This window comes from Nitrosomonas oligotropha (assembly GCF_009833085.1).
Lineage (GTDB): Bacteria > Pseudomonadota > Gammaproteobacteria > Burkholderiales > Nitrosomonadaceae > Nitrosomonas > Nitrosomonas oligotropha.
The window spans coordinates 48,715-67,991 of record NZ_QRBZ01000026.1 but is presented as its reverse complement, the minus strand read 5'-3'; the positions used below and the strand labels follow the sequence as shown (position 1 = coordinate 67,991).

General features: G+C 51.3%; 4 protein-coding genes. 3 read left to right on the top strand and 1 reads right to left on the bottom strand.

What is annotated here, in order from left to right; all coding sequences use genetic code 11:
• Positions 1 to 77 precede the first annotated feature (77 nt).
• Positions 78 to 4,802, bottom strand: a complete 4,725-nt coding sequence (locus ABD07_RS08720; protein ID WP_160817961.1) for a rhamnan synthesis F family protein — start codon at positions 4,800 to 4,802, stop codon at positions 78 to 80.
• 516 nt (positions 4,803 to 5,318) lie between these two features.
• On the opposite strand from ABD07_RS08720, the gene ABD07_RS08715 reads away from it, so the two are divergent.
• From ABD07_RS08715 to ABD07_RS08705, 3 genes are all read left to right on the top strand, one after another.
• A complete protein-coding gene (locus tag ABD07_RS08715) occupies positions 5,319 to 7,016 on the top strand; it encodes a hypothetical protein (RefSeq protein ID WP_160817960.1) in 1,698 nt (565 codons plus the stop codon).
• A gap of 263 nt (positions 7,017 to 7,279) precedes the next feature.
• Positions 7,280 to 8,836: a ShlB/FhaC/HecB family hemolysin secretion/activation protein gene (locus ABD07_RS08710; protein ID WP_205010679.1), complete on the top strand. Its 1,557-nt coding sequence runs from the start codon at positions 7,280 to 7,282 to the stop codon at positions 8,834 to 8,836.
• Positions 8,837 to 8,870: 34 nt separating this feature from the next.
• On the top strand, positions 8,871 to 19,259 hold the full coding sequence (locus tag ABD07_RS08705; protein ID WP_160817958.1) for a filamentous haemagglutinin family protein: 10,389 nt from the start codon (positions 8,871 to 8,873) through the stop codon (positions 19,257 to 19,259).
• The last annotated feature ends 18 nt before the right edge of the window (positions 19,260 to 19,277 follow it).

The window sequence follows — 19,277 nt, the reverse complement described above, 5'->3', positions numbered from 1 at the left end:
GAAATACAACGGTTTCTAATTGATATTTTGTGGAACGGCAATTGGATGGCTATTTTATAGCACGTGGTGATCGTTTGTTAACGCACCAGACCGTGGCCATAATAATAATCATCCAATACTAATGTGCGCAGCAAATCAGTTTCGGATCCAGAAGGGTTTTTAATAAACTGCAAGAAAAGATCCTCCGCAATTTCTCCGGGTACTTCAAAATCGGTTAATAAGTTATCTCTCAGATTGATTGATTGGTTAACAAAATCCAGAATGCCGCGCCGGATTTCCGCGCGCACCGCCGCAGTTTGACGTTCTTCATGCGATTGTTCGCGGAATTCGGGTGTTATACCGGTTGAATTGGTTTTTCTGTAGCACACTACTTGCGCGTCATCGGCGCTTAGAAATTTTTCAATTGTAAAACTTTTTCTATATATGATTGGTTCGGTAGCAGTCGGTTTAGCATAATGACAATAGTAGCCCTGTGCAATGACCTGATGTTTCAAAGCAACCTGCTCTGCAGAATCAAGTGTCATTAAATAATAGCCATGTATTTTTTGTCCCAGAAGTTGATTGAGGCGTTTTTGTGTTGTCGCCGCATAACCAATATCGACAATGGCGGCAGCCGAGTCTTTGTGTAATCCAAGATGATGCAAATAGGCCATTAATCCGGGGCGTTCTTGTTCAGCCTGATTCAGGATTCGCGCTTCGAGTGCTTGCAAAAGCGGTTTCAGATGGTCGATATTTTCTTCTTCAACCGCAACCATTTTTTCCATTGGCCATATTTTGCGGTGCGCCAATTCCTGACACTCTTCGTCTGATAGTCTTAACCCGTACCGCTCAAAAATAAAATCCGGCATTGGGTTGGGCGCATAGTGAGTACATGCGATTTTGAAAATATCGTCCAGATTCGAAATCATCGGCACCGTGATTGCGCGGCGTGAGAGCACCAGATATTCAGATGCAACAGCATCCGCCTGACCGGATACCCACAAATCGTAAACTATTTTGAGTATTTGACCTTCACGTGCGAGGAAATATAACCGTTTCATGCCATCGGTTGCCGCTTTTTTAACTAACCATTGCACGAAAGACAGTACCAGGGGACCCGCGATGGTGAATCCAATCGCCCAGGGTGAAGCGGGAACAAAGTCGGCCGGATCGAAGCGGGGATAGAACACGGGATGGAAGTTGCCTTGTGTGATGATTCCGAGTGTAAGCTGCTTATTCAGGTCATTCCGGGCATTCCGATAGAGAGCTCGTTCGATAACCGGTTCAAAACGCGGAGTTGCCCGCGCAAGTTCGACAGGGCGCATAACATGTAGGGTTCTAAATCCCATATCGACCGGTATTTGCACGTCGGAATGTTCGTTATCACCGATGACCAGGATTTCATGGGGAGATACATTTTCTTCCGCCAGGAGTTGGCGGTAAAAATGACCGGTATCTTTTCTCAACCGATTGTCGGAAGATAAGTGAAACTTATGCCATCCCTCGATTCCACAGCGCGTCAGCATGGTTTCAATGACGGACCTGGGTAGATACATGTCGCTGGCAAGAACGACGCGTTTGCCGAGATTGATAGCGAGTTTAAATAAGGCAATTGTTTCCGGGCGGGGTGACACGATTGCCAGCTCGATGGTTTTCTCAAGTTCGCAGATTTCTTCAACGACGCCTGCTGAAAGGCCGGACAAGGCCGCGAATTGTTCAAAAATGGCATCCAGACCAACATCGTATCCTGCAATCCGGCGCGCCTCGTTTTCTGCTGCGGCGCGGAATTCAAGATAAAGCTGACCTGCCTGGCCACCGGCACGCCGGGCGACGATGTGCTTGATACTTTCAGGATCCAGTAGCGGACGCGTGATCAATGTATCGAATATATCGAATACTACCAGGCGTATGGCGGGGTTTTTGAGTTGAGTATGGATGTCTTCCGGTTTGTGCGACAGGTACTGGTCAATGCGCCAGCGAGACCAGTGATTCGATGGTTTATCCCAGAGAATGACCGCATTATGGCCGGATTTCCGGGTGACCAGGACGAATAAGCGTTCAATGCAATGCGCCAGTGTCGCATCGGTTTGTCCGGCTTCTTCGGGAAAATCTTCGATTTTAAGATGAGCGTTGAATAACGGTTGCAATGCTTTGGATTGCGCCCAGAACATCGATCCAGCCGGGAAGTCAAAATAACCGATTGGAAAATCGGCGATGCCCAGTTTTTTACACAGAATATATCCGTTGGTTTTATTGGAGAGCCAAGTATTGGCCCAATAAGGCAGAACGGTTGAATTATGCGGATAAATAAAGCCGGTATTTTTGTCACCGGTTAACAATGAAAAGATTTTCTGGATTTGTAACGGACTGCCCAATAAATGGGTCAACAAATATTCGCGCCAGCCATCGGCTGCGCCATTGGTATATAACGATTTCTTGCTATGAATATGCGCTATATAATCATATTCTTGCAGCGCTGCGCCAAAAGTGCAAAATATGGGGGCGATATCGCGTCCGCGGTTGGGTACGATAGTGACGATTAATTGCCCTAAGTGCGGCAAACGAGAAAAAGCACGCTGGCATATTTGGCTTGTTGCCTCATCGGGCGTTGAGATAAACAAGTCATATGGAAAAGGCATGTTACCTAGATAGCTTGCAAATTCCGCTGCCAGATCCGCGTAAAAAATATGTGCGTGGATCGCAATGCGTCCGGCTGGCGGTGTTGCTAGCGGTGCAATCGTGGAAAGATCCACCATGCCTGCCGGAGTGCCATAGGAATCCACAGTCCCTGGGGTCGAATGAACGGCCTTGCTTGTACGCCATGTTTCATAGTGTCCTATCCCGGAGAACAGTGGGCCGGCGATGCGGTAAGCGATATGCAATGCATGTTTACGCCATCGCGCCGGAAATTGCCAATAGATGGCTTTGAGTAACGGGAAAATTCTGCGCCGTACCCCATCCCAAGCAGCGTGATGCTGTCCACGGAGTATTCGAACAAGGAACCGGAAAGGGGCCGTGATTTTCCATGAGGTTGAGTGGAATAGGTCATGAATTGTTTTTTGTAGATCGCTGATAATTGCTTGCAGGGATTGCTCACGCTGCGTACTGGCAATTGTGTTTTGTGTCAGTTGACTGTGTAGTGAAGCGAGCAAATGCTCGTTATCGGCCAACTGATGTTCACAACTAGCTAATTGGTTGCGAAGACCGGATATCAAGTGTTCACTTTCCGTTAACTGATTGCGAAGACCGGATATCAAATGCTCATTATCCGCTAACTGATTGCGAAGATTGAATCCCAAATGTTCACTATGCGCTAATTGGCTGCGAAAGCTGGATATCAAGTCTTCACGGTATTCAATTAAATCTTCCAATTGCTTACCGGTCAGCAGCATTTTCCATTTATCGTAAACTTTGCTTCTCGATTCCTTTAGAAAAGTTTTATCTTGCTGGAGTCCTAAGCCGGAGTGTCCATAATTGTGGTAAATGGCGGTAATGTTGTCGATATGCAATATTTCGCTGTGCTGTGCGACTTGAATCCAGAAATCCCAATCTTCAAATACCTGCAGGTTTTCATCAAAACAGCAATGATCTTGCGTGACTAAAGACTGTTCAAACAGCATGGCATGAATCGGGATAAAGTTTCTGCCCAAAAGACGGCGCTGATCGTAAGGTTCGTTAAATGCAGTGACTTCCTGAAGTCGCCAATCCACATAGTGCTCAACGCGAACGCCAGAGTATACGCATCGAACGCCGGGATGATTTTGTAGCGCAGTAACTAGATTGGCGATGTGTTCCGGATAAAATAAATCATCGTCATCGAGGAAAATCAGATAATTTCCTTGCGCTGAATGCAATCCAATGTTGGCTGCCCGGCTCCGATCTAACGGCGCACCATTTTCAATGGTTCTGAGTGGAAAGCGCCCGCACCATTCGTCCAGTTTCCGGTGACCTTCCCCCTTTGCGTCTACTGCCACCACTTCGATATGCTGATAAGTCTGCAAAGCCACGGAGTCCAGTGCATCGGACAACGTGGGCCGATCCATGCTGCGGATAATGACGCTGACCAGTGGCAGATCGCTGCCATCCAGCGGAAGTCCCAGTGATTTTTGGCGGGTGTGCTCGGATTGATAGAGTTTGAGCGGATCGTTCGCTAACTCTTGCGCGGAAAGGAGTATGTAGGCTTCTGCCGCGGTGACATCGGCCGGCAGCGTATAAGTGCGGTAGTGATTCAGCGACGCAATATGCTGATCGTAACGCTGCTTTGTATTCTGTGAAATAAAGCAGGCCATTGCGGCGGCCTTACGTGCAACCAAATCGCTGATATCGAGTAACCGATTGGGGGGCAATGGAATGCCGACTTCGTACAACGCGATATTGACGGTATCGCCAATGCGTCTGACAGCTTCAATGACTGCCATACTCAGCGCGCGATGATCCGGGTGCATTTCAAAAACCGATGGGACATAAACCAGATCGGCGCCGGTTTCACGGATGGCGGTTAGAATTTCCTGAATCAGTTTCTCGCCATAGCAGACTTGCCGATCCTGGTGTTGCCAGAAAACCGGTGCGCCATAGCCAAGTATCTCAGCTGCGGCCACACTCTCCTGTTGACGTTGCAGAATGTATTCAGCTTTTGTCTCTTCGCTTGCACCATAAGCGCCATCGGATACTACGATAACGTGAACAGGAATGCCTTGTTCAACGTGGCGCATAATGGCTCCGCCACAACCGAATACTTCATCGTCGGGGTGAGGAGCAAATACGAGTGCGCAATTACCAGGGATTGTTCTAACAGCTTGGTAGGGAATGAGTGTGTTTTCCAATGTTTCTCGCTAAAAGTTCTTACTTTAGATTATCAATCCGGCTCTCAAGTGGTGCGGATATTCATGTCTTGAAAGTCTATGGTGGCAATGTTCGCATTTATTGTTTTAACTTGCAATTCTCCATCACGGACGTGCGGATTGCGCTTTGACATCGATACAGCGCCCCATTTCCGGTCTTCTGTTTTTATTCTCGCAATGCTGTCAGGCAACGTGCAACCAATGCGTTGATTGGCGTCGGTAGTGCTTCTTAGAGGTAATTTCTTGCAGTTAATTTTGGTAAGGAAGCCTTTCTTATATTCTAAAAGAATATAAGAATATATTTATATATTATTTCTCTTATATAGAAACTCAATCTTATAATGCGCGCAAGTGATCGGATTGGATTGGTCACGAGAGTCAAGTATCACTATGAATATGGTATTTGCAATGCACCATTAATGCTCTGCGGGGCTGGTTGTATAGCCACTGAGCATCAAGCCCTTATTCTCCTCTTATTGTTACAGTAAGGATTACACCATGAAAATAAACAAACTAAAAAGTCTTGCGGCAGCACTGTCTCTGCTAGCTGGCTCGAATATGGCGCATGCGTTGACGCCATGGAATGATGGTCCGCCTGATATCGTAATCTACACATCCGGTGGCGCTGCACAGGACAGAGCGATCGATTTGGCGGTTGTAAGTTCCTTGGTTGAACCGGGAACCGATGACTGGTTTAGTGATAAAACATCAACCGGTTCTATCGGTGGCCGCTGGCGCGCTTATTACTTTATTGGCAAATCAACGTTAGGTGAAGGTCTGGCAGGACGGAAAATTCTGTTTGAGAAACGGTCCTACGGTGCGGCCGGTTACGGGGTTATCCCTCTGGTGGCCAATGATGGCCGGGGTATTCCCCTTGAACACTTGAATATCCAAGGCTTGCCGCAAACCGCCTGGACAGCGGACGGAGCCAAACGCTGGGTTGCAACCATCACCGGCGCCAATGCCAGCACCTACCTAGCCAAGGTACCTTCAGATGCTGGTTTTCTTGGCGTCGACCCCGACATTCTGTTGAAACCGGGCACCGAGAACTATCCCGAGCAAGTTAAAGAATTGATTTCCGGTCAGTTTGAAGCCGACTGGCCGACTAATATCGATCGTTTCCCGGATACTTTTGCAGCACTATCAACCGGCGGTCTGGTGTATGGCATTAGTGTCACCGAAGATCTGTACCGTGTTTTGCAGGCTGCGCAAATCCGGTCCGGAGAATTGCCGAGCGACACAGTCATCGGCCGTTATGACGATAAAAGCTTGCCATCGCTGAACCGTACTTTCCTGGCTTCGTTATTCGCAGGAAAAATATCGGCGTGGGATCAAGTGAAGATTGTTGATAAGCTCCATGGCAATCAAGTCAGAAGCTTGACCGATTCAGAGATTCTTTCCGATGCGGGTGTCGATGCACCGGCCAAAGAATCGGTAACGGGCAGTCAATTAACACCGGTCGCCATCAGCCGCCGTAACAGAGGCGCGGCAATCGGGGCTGTAGGTCATGCCAAGTTGCTCAATTATCCTTTTGCCAAGGGATCAAATCCACCCGCACCGGTTACTCCCGATGGGGAATTTGAAGAAGAATCGACTTTACCTATTGTCAAGGCTCCGGGTGGTGCAAGACCGACCGATGATTTGCTGAAAGATTGGCAAAATGGCACAAACAGCACCGGATGGAACAATGTCTCGGATGGCGCCGGTTTTGCCAAACGCTGGGGAATAGCATTCCAGTCCGGTGACCGCAACGCGGGAGCAACGGTTGAAGGCACCGGCGGTCAAGGCTGGCGTTATATCAAAATCGATGGCTATGCACCGACCATCGCTAACGTAGCTGCCGGCACCTATCCCTACTGGGCGGAAGGCGTGGTTCTGGGGAAAATCGAAAAACCATGGGATCCCGATTGGGCCATTAAAGCGCGTGCATTGATCGCTTTTGCACAAGACTTGGGTAGCCCGACCGTGGCTGCTGCTGCAAATGCGAATTCCAATCTGACCTTCGGCCGCTCCGGAATTTTTGCTACCACAAAAGATCCTCGCGGTTTCAGGGGTGCGGTTCCATTCAACGAAAACAATCCTGTCGTTCCTTATACACATTTGAGTGTGGGTGGCACGCCTAAAGCTTTCCCATATCCAAGTCTGGAAGTTGCACCGGTTGCGGATCCCAGTGTGACGGAATTTGAGTTGAAATAAATTCCAGGACATTTGATAAGTTGACTCGCTATGCCTCTTTTGGGGCATAGCGAACGCTTTTGAAGAATCCGGTTATTTTCTTTTACTAATCAATCTATAAAGAAATATAAATGAGAGTTGTGCATTGAGCACATGCACTTTCTTTGCCTAAATAATGCTTCGTTATTTTGTTCGCGTTGTTTCATTACTTTTAATGAATTGCTAATTACATGTTCCAGATGATACTGCCTCTATTAATTTCACTGCTTGCGTCTTGTCTATCCATGCCTGCGTGGGGAGATCAAAAATCATCGGAACAGGTGCATGCCGGGCAAACACAGCCAAAATTCGATTTGCTGGTGCTGCAAGTAGATGGAAATACCATCCTGGAACAACAATTAATCGAGAAAACGGTATATCCATTTCTGGGTTACGACAAATCCATCGACGATGTTGAAAGCGCCCGCCAAGCCCTGGAAGCGGTTTATAAAGAGCAAGGCTATCCTACCGTGCTGGTTGAAATCCCCGAGCAGGATGTGGTGGAAGGGCAGGTTCGGTTGCAAGTCATGGAAGGCACTATCGAACGTCTGAAGATTACCGGGTCGCGCTATTTTTCTTTGGGGAAAATCCGTGAACAAGTGCCCGCATTGGCTGCGGGACAAGTGCCGCATATGCCGGATGTTCAAGAACAAGTGGCCGCATTGGGCAAGCAATCGGGTGACCGTCAAGTCACGCCGATATTCCGGGCGGGTTCCACACCCGGTAAAACCGAAGTTGAATTGCGGGTTGCCGACACATTTCCACTGCACGGCAGTTTGGAAATTCACGGCAATAATCCGGAAGGAACAACGCGTCCGCGCCTGGTTGGCACACTAAGGTATGACAACTTATGGCAGCGTTTCCATAGCGCATCTTTTCAATATCAAGTAACACCGGAAAATCCCAGCGAGATTCAGGTGTGGTCGGGCACTTATGTGATGCCGACCGGTTTTTCCGATACCCGCCTGGCGATGTATGGTATCGGCATTGACTCGAATACCAAATTGGGAACACCCATCGGCGGATTGACCGTTGTCGGCGCCGGTACGATCTATGGCGCGCGTTTGACCAAGCCTTTGGCTACCCGGGAAACATACAACCATAATCTGGTTCTCGGTTTTGACTACAAAAATTTTAACCAAGCCATTACCGTTCAGGGGCAAGACGAGAATTCCACTCCCATTTCGTACACGGCATTTCAATTGGGCTATGACGGAAATTGGCGTTACAACAAAGCTGTGACATCTATTAATGCTGCTGTCAATTTTGCGGTACGCGGCTTGGGAAATGAAACGCAGGAATTTGAAGACCGGCGCTTCAAGGCGCAAGCCAATTATGCTTATCTGACTTTAGGGGCCAGGCATTTGCAAGAGCTGCCGGGCGACTTCAGAGTGGCCGTACGGACAAGAGGCCAAGTCACGAATACACCGCTCATCAGTAATGAGCAATTCTCTGTCGGAGGTCATCAGAGCGTGCGCGGTTACCACATGACGCAGCAATTGGGCGATCACGGCGTTAATTTTTCGATTGAATTGCAGAGCCCGATGCTTCAACCGACCAACTGGGAAATCATTCGCAGTTTCCGTCCGCACATATTTTTCGATTATGCGGCTTTATGGATTAAAGAGCCGCTCCCCCGGAATCCTGATTTCTACAAACTGGCAGGCGCTGGTGCAGGCTTCAGAATGCAATTGCACAAATTCTTAAGTGGCGAGTTTGACTGGGCTTACCCGCTGTACCGGCAAGGAAAAGTCGATGTGGGCGATCAGCGCTTTGACTTCCGGTTGAATTACGAGTTTTAGATTTTTCTGAGCGCCTATCAAATAGAGGTTGAGTATGAACAAGAACAAGAACAAACAATCAACATACGCGAATGATAGTTTCCAGCTAAAACCATTGTTTTTGGCGATACGCACTCTATTGGCCGGTAGCATCACCTTGATAAGCAACAGTTACGATGTCCGCGCCGAATTGCCGGTGCCGGTTGATTCTGCCGCACTCGCATCGCATGGGCAAGCTGCCGCCAGTATTTCCGGTGACAACATGATTATTAAACAGATCTCGGACCGGGCGACGCTGGAGTGGCAGAGCTTCAATATCGGTGAACATAACAGTGTCAGATTTGATCAGCCTTCCGCAACGGCTATTTCATTAAACAATATTCACCAGGCCGATCCCAGCCGTATTCTCGGTTCCTTGACGGCCAATGGCCAAGTCTATCTGGTCAATCAAAACGGCTTTCTTTTCGGTAAGGATTCGCAAGTCAATGTGAATGCCTTGGTAGCCACTACCTTGGGTATCAGCGAAGAAACATTCCAGCGTGGTATCACCAAGGTTTTCGATATCAATAATGCCGCAGCCTTGCAAGGCAAAAATGAAATTTATCTGAAGAACGAGCTGGGGCAGTTCATCCTGGATCCGAATGGCGAAAAAATAAAGATTCAGATTTTTGTCGAACCCGGCGCGCAGATTAAAACCAGCGGTGATAGCGGCCGTGTGATACTGGCGGCGCCTGTGGTCACCAATGCCGGTACGATTCAAACACCGGGCGGACAGACCATTCTCGCCGGGGCGCAAGATAAAGTGTATTTGCAGGAGGCCGGCACCAAATCCGATATTCGCGGGCTTTTGGTCGAAGTCGGAACCGGCGGTGAAGTCAACAATATCGGTAAGATTCTGGCGGAGCGCGGCAATGCCAGTTTGATCGGCTTTGCCGTGAATCAGGAAGGCATTGCGTCGGCGACTACGTCGGTGCAATTGGACGGATCAGTCCGGCTGCTGGCGCGTGAAGGCATTCAGGATCCGAGCGGCACGGGCGGTAAATTAACAGGCAGTGTTACAACACGCAGAACTGAAAAGGATGATGGTTTAGGCAAAAGCGCTACCGTGACGCTGGCCGAAGGCAGCCGCACCAGCGTTGACCTGGATGCCGATAAGACGGCGAAGGCCATCGATGCGCAGCCGCAGGAATCCTCCAGAATTGAAATCAGCGCACACGAAGTTCATTTGAAAGAACGCTCCGTGCTCGAAGCAAAGTCCGGGATTATCGATGTCAAGGCATTGGATAATCTGGCCGATGCGTCCATTAAAGGAAGCGCCCGCATCTATCTTGAAACCGGCAGCATAATCGATGCATCCGGGGTCAAGAACGTCGTGTTACCGATGGAACGTAATGTGGTGCAAGTCGAGTTGCGCAAGAACGAATTGCGCGATGCCCCTTTTCAACGCAATGGCGTTTTATTTGCCGAGAAAGTATCGGTTGATTTGCGCGATGCAACGCTGGTTTATGACCCGAATACCGGCGTACTGACCAGCGCCACCATTCCGATCGCCGATATCAAGGGTGCGGTTGATCGTATTGAACGGAATATCGATGAGCGCAGCACAGCGGGCGGTTCCATCAATTTGACTTCCAGCGGCGATGTCATTACGCAAGCAGGCAGCAAGATAGATTTCTCCGGTGGTACGGTTGCCTATCGCGATGGCTATATCGAAACCACTAAAGTAGTTTCCGGCGGCTTTGTTTCCGATATTGCACACGCCGATCCCAACCGTCCTTATGACGCCATCCTGAATCAATTCACTAAATTTCATCCGAAATGGGGCATTACCGAAAGCTGGACGATTTCCGGCATGGCGCTCAAGCACTTTGAGCACGGCTATATCGAAGGTAAAGCAGGCGGTAATCTGGCGATTAATACCTATGAAGCGATGCTCAATGGTGTTCTGGATGGCACGACTGTCGATGGTTCCTTGCAAAGACAACAAGCTCAGCGCGCCGATGGCAGCAATCTGTCGATCGATTTAAGCCAGAACAACCTGTTCGGTAAACAAAACGTCGTATTCAGCCAGAACATGGATCCGCCGGTACCGGCACTGAAACCGAATGCGCCAATACCGCGCGAGGCTAATAAAAAAGAACCCATCGCACTGAATATCGATGCGGAAAATCTGAAAAAATCCGGAGTGCGGAACGTCAGTGTCACGACCAACGGTTCGGTTACCATCGGCCCGGATGTGCAACTTGAGTTGCCGATAGGCGGCAAGTTGACGGTAGCGGCGAGCGGTAGCGAAATTCAAGGATCGCTGACAGCACCGTCCGGAGAAATCACTTTCAAGCCGGTGGTCGTCAATAGCGATCAGTTGCTGCCGAACCCCATAACCTTGGGCGCGCATTCACAAATCGATGTCAGCGGGCGTTGGGTGAATGATCAGCAAAACATCCGTTCGGGCTTGCCATTGGCTTCGGTATCGGTTGATGGCGGCTCGGTCACGCTGATCAGCGAACAGGGGGATTTGCGGTTAAATGATGGCAGCCTGATCAATGCCAATGGCGGCGCTTGGTTGCAAATCATTGGCGGCACCCGGGCGGGACGCGGCGGATCGATTCATCTTGAAGCGGCCACTGTCGAGCCCGGCGGTAAATCATCCAGCTTGATACTCGATGGCGAGTTATCGGCCTTCGCGCTCAATCAAGGCGGTAAGCTGCATTTGGCTTCCAATGAAGTGGTTATTGGCAGCGCCGCGGATGTGCCCGCGCGTTCCGCTTCGGCTGTCCAGCCTTTGGTGCTGGCGCCGGAATTTTTCCAGCAAGGCGGTTTCTCCGATTTTAGTTTGAGCGCGAATCTTTACGGACTGAAAGTGGCCGATAATGTCAGCGTCCGTCCCGTTCAGCAGAATTTTTATTTGTCGACCAATGCTGCTACCCAGCCTACCGGCGCTGATTTGACGGCATTCAGTTCGATCGTGACATTACCGGAAGCCATCCGCCAGCCCACCAATCTGCATCTTTCAGTCGCGCCGTCGATCGCGCAGAATCGCCAGGAGCAATTGAAAATTGGCGCAGGCGCATCGATTAAAACCGATATCGGCGGCCGGGTTGAGATGAATTCGGCAACTTCTATCCTGATCGAAGGCAGCATCGATGCACCCGCCGGAACAATCAGCGCAACCATCGATCCGCCAGCGCGTGGCGACACCGGTTTTTATAACGCGCAAGGCATCTGGCTGGGTGCAAACAGCAGTCTGAATGCACGGGGTGTTTTCAAAGAACAGTTGAATCCTTATGGCTTGCACATGGGCGATGTTTTGCCGGGCGGGCATATCGATCTCATCGCCAACAGGGGCTACATCGTCAGTTATGCCGGCTCTTTAATCGATGTGAGCGGTACGCGCGAGCGCGTTGATTTTCGTGAACCGGATCAAAGCGGCAATGCATTTGTGCCGGTCTCGCGCGATATTCCTTCGTTTGGCGGTCAAGTCACTTTGAAAGCGGGCGAAGGAATGCTAATCGACGGTACCTTCAAGGCGGATGGCGGCACGGCTTCCGGCGGCGGCACACTGTCCGCCGAAATCAACAAAGGGCTGCGCGATAAACCCGAATTTCCCGTGGGCGGCGGCTTTTTCCCGGACGATGTGACCGCGCTTACCAATAGACCGCGCAGCATTGTCATTTCAGCCGCGTCAGACTCTGTGATACCGGGCGATTTATCGCTGGGCGGTAATATCAATACGGAACGCTACAATGGCTTGGCTTTTTTCAACAATGATCAATTAAGCCACTCGGGATTCAACGCATTACAGCTTAAAACCGATGTGCTTGGCGGCGATGGGCAATATCGCGGAAGCATTCGTTTTAATGGCGATATGCAGCTGGCAGCACATAAGGAAATCATTCTGGATACGCCGAGTATCGAGACTTCCGGTAGCCAGGTCAGTCTGAACACGACCTATGCAGCGCTGGGATCCACGCAAAGCCGTATCGATACGCAATTATCGCAAGGCTTATTCGATTCCCGGCTGGCGCCGAATGCAGCAGGCGGTGCAGGGCGGTTTTCGGTGGCGGCGAAAGGGATTGATTTGGTTGGCGGCCTGAGTTTTAACGGTTTTGGCCAGGCTGAATTGTTCAGCGAAGGCGATGTGCGTGCCGTGGGCATTCAGATAAGACCGGACACGAAAAACTTTCTCGGCACATTCAAATTTGCGGGCGATTTGGCGATAACCGCCTCGCAATTGTATACCGCGACATTGACCGACTATACCTTTGCGCTCGGCGGTACAGGCCAGGAAACACTGACCATTCAGCAAGGCGCCGGTGCACAAGCACCTGTGCTCTCCGCAGGCGGCAGTCTGACGATCAACGCGCCGAACATTAAGCAGCAAGGCACCATCAAGGTTCCATTCGGTAGTATCAATCTGAATGCCGGCAATTATTTGGAATTGGCGCCCGGCAGTTATACTTCGGTATCGGGCAACAGCTTAACCGTACCGTTCGGCCGCGGTGCGGCGGGTATTAATTGGTTGTACCCGATGACAGCCGATGGCGCAATTAACCGGCTGATTTCGTCGCCGCCGGAAAAACGGCTGGTGCTGACGGGCACCAACATTGAGTTACAGCAAGGCGCCAAGCTTGATTTGTCGGGCGGTGGCGATTTGTATGCCTACGAATTCATTCCGGGTCCGGGCGGATCACGCGATATTCTGGATTCGCGTGTTGCCGGTTATGTTCCTAAATTCGCAGTGCTGCCAGGTTTCAATCCGGCTCTGACGCCGATCGATCCGCTGGAGTTTTCATCAGCGAATTTGCATGTTGGCGATAGCGTGTATCTGAGCGCCGGTTCCGCCTTGAAAGAAGGCTGGTATGCCTTACTGCCCGCACACTACGCCTTGTTGCCCGGCGCGTATCTGGTCACACCAAGACCGGACATTCCGGACATTACACCGAGCCAGCGCTTTACTGATTTTACCGGTGCAACGATCGTTTCCGGGCACTATGGCACAGCCGCCGCCGATATTCAAAATCCCCGCACGCAAGGTTTCTCGGTGGCGCCGGGAACACAGGCGAGAGTCTTCTCCGAGTACACCAATTATTCTGCCAATCAGTTTTTTGCCAAAGCAGCAGAGCAAAAGGGCATCGCCCGTCCACAGTTGCCCGAGGATGCGGGCAGTCTGGCAATCACCACACGTGAGCATCTGACGCTGGCAGCCGATCTGGCGGCGTCTCCAGCCAAAAACGGCAGGGGCGGGCAAGTGGATATCAGTGCCGACCGCTTAGCCATTGTAGGCCGCCAGGAGGATTTGCTCGCGCCGGTTCCCGGCACAGTCAAATTGCTGGCTGACGATCTGAATCGCTTAAATGCACCCAGCCTGCTGCTCGGCGGGGTGCGTGGAAAAGATACGAGAGGGCAGCGGGTAACGGTAACCGCACAAAACCTGAATATCGATGGAAATAGTCATTTGCAGGGCCAGGAAGTTATTCTCGCGGCGCGTGATGAAGTGAGAGTTTCTTCCGGTGCGCTGATCGAAAGCAAAAAAGATGGCAGCGGCACGGCAGCGGATCTGTTTATCGAGAACAGCGGGGCAACCAATAGCGATGGTGCATTGTTGCGGGTTTCTTCCTTCAATCAAGTAGGGTTGAACCGTGACCGCAGTGTTACCGGCAGTACCGGTGTTTTGACCATTGAAGAAGGCGCGCGGCTGAAAGCGGATGCTTCAATGGCGCTCGATTCCACCAGAAATACGGTATTCGACGGTCTTATCGATATGAATGGTGGTTCGCTGGCGTTGAAATCCAGTCGCATCAGCGCGGGCGCCGCGCCGCTTGGCACCGAAGGGCTGGTGCTGAAGAATATTCCCTTGAATCTCACTGAGCTGAAGTTGATCAGTACATCCGATTTCGATTTGTACGGCGATGTCGTTTTGCAATCGAAGCAGCTTGATATCAATGCGGCGCGAATCAATGGCTTCAATAATGCGGGTCTCGGTGCGCAGATCAATGCGGATAGCGTTACTTTCAGAAATCCGGGCTTCAATTCCGCTCGGACCGGCACGGGCACAGGCGCGTTAACGCTGAATGCGAAAAATATTCTGCTGGCGGAAGGCGACTATGCCATTTCCGGTTTCGGTAACGCCACCTTCAATGTGTCCAATGCGATTACCGGATTGGGGTTAATGCAGGATGCGCAAACCGGCAATAGCACTTTGGCCAAGCCAGGTTCGTTAAGCGTAGCCGGAGACCTGAATTTGAATGCCGCTTATTTTGCCGGTAATTCCGGTTCCACTACGCGTATTGATGCCAGTGGTCACCAAATCAACTTTAACCGGCTGGGCAGCACTGTGCCGGGAAGATCGGCAGGGCTGGGATCGGCATGGTCGCTAACAGCCAATGCAATTGCCGGTAATGGTTTCTTTGATCTGCCGGGGGGTATTCTTGAGTTACATGCGCTGGCCGGTGATATCAATCTGAATAACGGTGCGCAGATCGATGTTTCGGGCCGTGCCGTGCCATTCGCAGAACTGACTCGATATGCGCCAGCGGGGCGCGTTGTATTGTCGGCCGATGCCGGGAATATTAATTTTGAAAGCGATGCGAACATCCGTCTTGCCGGTGCGGCGGGTAGCGCAGCCAATCAGATTGAGCATGCCAGCAAGGCCGGTACGTTGCACGTTCAAGTTCCCAAAGGTCAGTTCAATTGGCATGGCGACATTGATGCATCGGCTTCTGCAAACACCCGAGGCGGAAGCATCCGCTTGGATGCGGATAATTTTGGCGCGGATGGTTTGTCGGCGTTGAATGCCAAATTAGCGGAAGCGGGATTTAATCAGGAATTGAGCCTGCGCCAGCGTCATGGCGATATCGCAATCGCTGCGGCTGATACGATCAAAGCCGATCAATTCAATCTGACTGCCGATCAAGGGAAAGTCACTATTGCAGGCCGGATCGATGCCGGGGGCGATGCTGCCGGTTCAGTCAATATCTATGGCGCTAATGGCATCGCGTTGGGCTCCACCGGCGTAATTGCGGCTAAAGCAAGTGCGAATGGCGCACAAGGCGGCAGCGTGACCTTGGATACCGTGCACCGGCAGGATACTGGCAGCGGCTTGCTGGATTTATCCGCTTCCGGCGCAACGATCGATGTTTCCGGCGGTAGTGGCGGCGCTGGCGGGGATGTCCATTTACGCACCGGCAGGGATACGAATCATGCCGTTAACGTTACAGCGATCAATACGCGCATTACCGGCGCTGATCCGAATCACGCTGTGCTCGAAGCGGCCCGGGTTTATTCCGGTCAATCGGTGATTACGAGTGATGCCATTCAAGCGTGGAAAGCCGACACCGCTGCATTCATGGCGAACAGGCCGTCGCTGGCGAATCTTTCCGGAACGGCTCTGCAATTTTTGCCGGGCATAGAAATACAAAGCAAAGGTGATTTGACGCTGCAAGATCGCTGGGATTTCATGGAAGGTGCGTGGAATGAAAAAACGCTGAGCTGGGATTCCAACTGGCGCTATTCGGCTTCGGACGGACAAAAAACATTGCCGGGCTTTCTCACTCTGAGAGCCAATAACAATCTCAATATCAATGCTTCATTAACCGACGCCTTCGCGAGAACCCCCATCGTAGGCCAGAAACCGGAAAACCGTTTCCCTGACATGATACAGCCAGGCTTATCCTGGAGTTATGGTCTATATGCAGGCGGCGATATCAATCTGGCAGCAACCGATACTCGATCAAGCCCGGCCCAGGTGGTTGTCCGGACAGGTACCGGCAGTATCGATGTGGAAGCGGGAAATGATGTGCGCTACTTGAGTAATCCCGACGATGCAAAAGCCGCGGCAGCGATGTATACCATGGGTACCCCCGCACAGTACACGCGCGGTCAGTTATTAGCGGGCAGTATCCCTGGCGCTCCTGCGCGTTTTTCCGGCGAGTCTGACGCCAATTATTTGAACCGGCTCGATCCGGCGTGGTTAAACAGCGTGTTGCGGTATGGTTTTGCCAATGAGGTTTTGCTGGGCACGCAGTTTGTTGTGGCGGATTACCCGACGCAAGGCGGCGATATCTCGATCCATGCCGGGGGTGACATACAAGGCATTGCTACCGGCCAAAAAATCAGTGACTGGCTGGTGCGCAGCGGTGTTTGGGATGTGAATCACAGGCCCACTGCCTGGGGTATCAATATCAGCGGCGATACTTTCAATAGCCGCGGCGTTAGAACATTTAACCAGAATGTCGGGGCGCTTGGCGGCGGTGAAGTTACGATTGAAGCCGGTGGCGATATCCGCAATTTATCCGCAATGCTGCCTACCACGGGTAAGCCGCTCGGGACGATTAACGCCATTTCCGGTTTTTCCACCACTTGGAGCGCTAACGGTACGGTGATTAATGGCGGTGGCGCATTGTCGGTTACGGCGGGCAATAACATCGCCGGTGGTGAATATTATGTCGGCAAGGGACAAGCCAATATAACCGCGGGTGGCAGTTATTCCGCATCGGCGGAAGCAGGCACCGCACTTCATCTGGGCGATGCGCAGGTCAATGTCAGTGCGCGCAATGACCTGGTTGTGGCATCGGTGGATAATCCCACGATACGCGGCCAGGATTCTTTACCGGCCGGTTCCGGCGGTACCGATTCGCGCTTCTTTACTTACAGTGATCGCAGTGCAATTGCACTTTCGACAACCGGCGGCAGCGTAGTCCTGAATAACAGCGCCGAACCGGGATTCGGTTTCAGCGTGTATCCCGGCACTTTGAAAACGGTTGCGTACTCCGGCGACATTCGTGTCAATAATTCGATGACATTGTTTCCGTCATCCCAAGGTCAATTTGAGTTGCTGGCGCAGAGAAATATATCCGCAGATAGAAGCGCCGCGCAGTTCTTTAATATCGGCATGTCCAATACGGATATTTCATTGCTGCCAGGTATCGCGTCACCCGCGCAGCAAGTCGAAGGTAATTTGGTCAGCGGTATTATCCGCGCGCGCGAACGTCTTAATCTGACCACGCCGGATCCGCTCCTTATCAATGCGCCGGTCCCGGTGCATTTGGGCAACGCCAGCAAACCTGCGGTCATTGCGCATCTGGGTGACATCGCATTCGCCACCGATAAGGAAGCGACCTTTTATTTACCCAAAGCTGCCGAGTTTGTTGCTGGCCGGGACATCAAGAATCTGACCCTAAAAGGCCAGAATCTGGCGGCTGATGATATTACTCGCGTACAGGCGGGACGAAATATCCTGTACGACACGATCATCAATAACGATGGAAATATTCTTTCCAATATCAGAAAGCTGGAGCTTGGCGGGCCAGGTCAATTGCAAGTGCTGGCTGGGGAAAGCATCAATCTCGGCAGCTCTAACGGCATTCAAACCATCGGTAATTTATTCAACCGCACGTTGAGCGACGAAGGCGGCGCGGCGATTACGATTCTGACCGGTTTAGCCGGGAAAATGGATTTGACCGGTTTTATCAAGCGTTATGAGAATACCGACAAATACCGAAAAATCCTGCAAGGGCTTGCCGATTTGCCGGAAGCCGAACAACGACAGCATCTGGGTACGTTGTTGAATGTTTTTTACAATGAAATCAAAGAATCCGCATCGGCTGCGGCGGCTGCGCCCGAATCAAAACGCAAGGATCTTTACGAACGCGGCTTTGAAGCGATCAAAACGCTTTTCCCGGATGAATCCTATAGCGGAAATCTCGGCTTGGTATTCAGTCAGATTAAAACGCTGGACGGTGGCGACATCAATCTGGCGGTGCCTGGGGGTAATGTCGATGTCGGTCTGGCCGGACAATTGGCGGGGATTCGTAAAACCCCGGAACAACTGGGTCTGGTCGTGCAGCAGAAGGGTAATCTCAGTGCTGTAGTCAATGACAATTTCAATGTCAATCAGTCTCGCGTCTTTACCTTACTCGGTGGAGACATTCTCGTGTGGTCGTCCGAAGGCAGTATCGATGCCGGTAAAGGCGCTAAATCAGCGATCTCCGCACCGCCGCCAGTCAGCGTGGTAGACGAACGCGGCAACATCGTCACCATTTTCCCGCCGATCGTGTCCGGCAGCGGCATACAAGCGGTCGGTAAGGGAAATGTGGTACTGGCCGCACCGGTGGGGGTGGTGGATGCCGGTGAAGCGGGTATCAGCGGCAGTCAAATTGTGATCGCAGCAACGGCGGTGATTGGCGCTTCCAATATTCAAGCTTCGGGCGGCACGGTGGGTGTGCCAACCAGTGTTGTCGCGCCGACCGGCGTGGCCGGGGCGGATGGCGCTGCTGCCAGCGCGGCGCAATCGGCATCGCAATCCGCGTCGCGTGGAGGCTCCGGGCGCGATCAGGATGACAAGAATAAACAGAAGGGAGTCAGCATGTTGAGCACTGATGTGGTGAGTTATGGCGATTGCAGTGTGAAAGACATCAAGGAAGGAAAGAAAGGTTGCGGTGATTAAACGCACGGTATTTATTTT

What these genes read in the sequence shown, in the direction of transcription:
- ABD07_RS08715 (WP_160817960.1), top strand. Translation starts at nt 5,319, where the DNA reads ATGAAAATAAACAAACTAAAAAGTCTTGCGGCAGCACTGTCTCTGCTA.
- ABD07_RS08710 (WP_205010679.1), top strand. Translation starts at nt 7,280, where the DNA reads ATGCCTGCGTGGGGAGATCAAAAATCATCGGAACAGGTGCATGCCGGG.
- ABD07_RS08705 (WP_160817958.1), top strand. Translation starts at nt 8,871, where the DNA reads ATGAACAAGAACAAGAACAAACAATCAACATACGCGAATGATAGTTTC.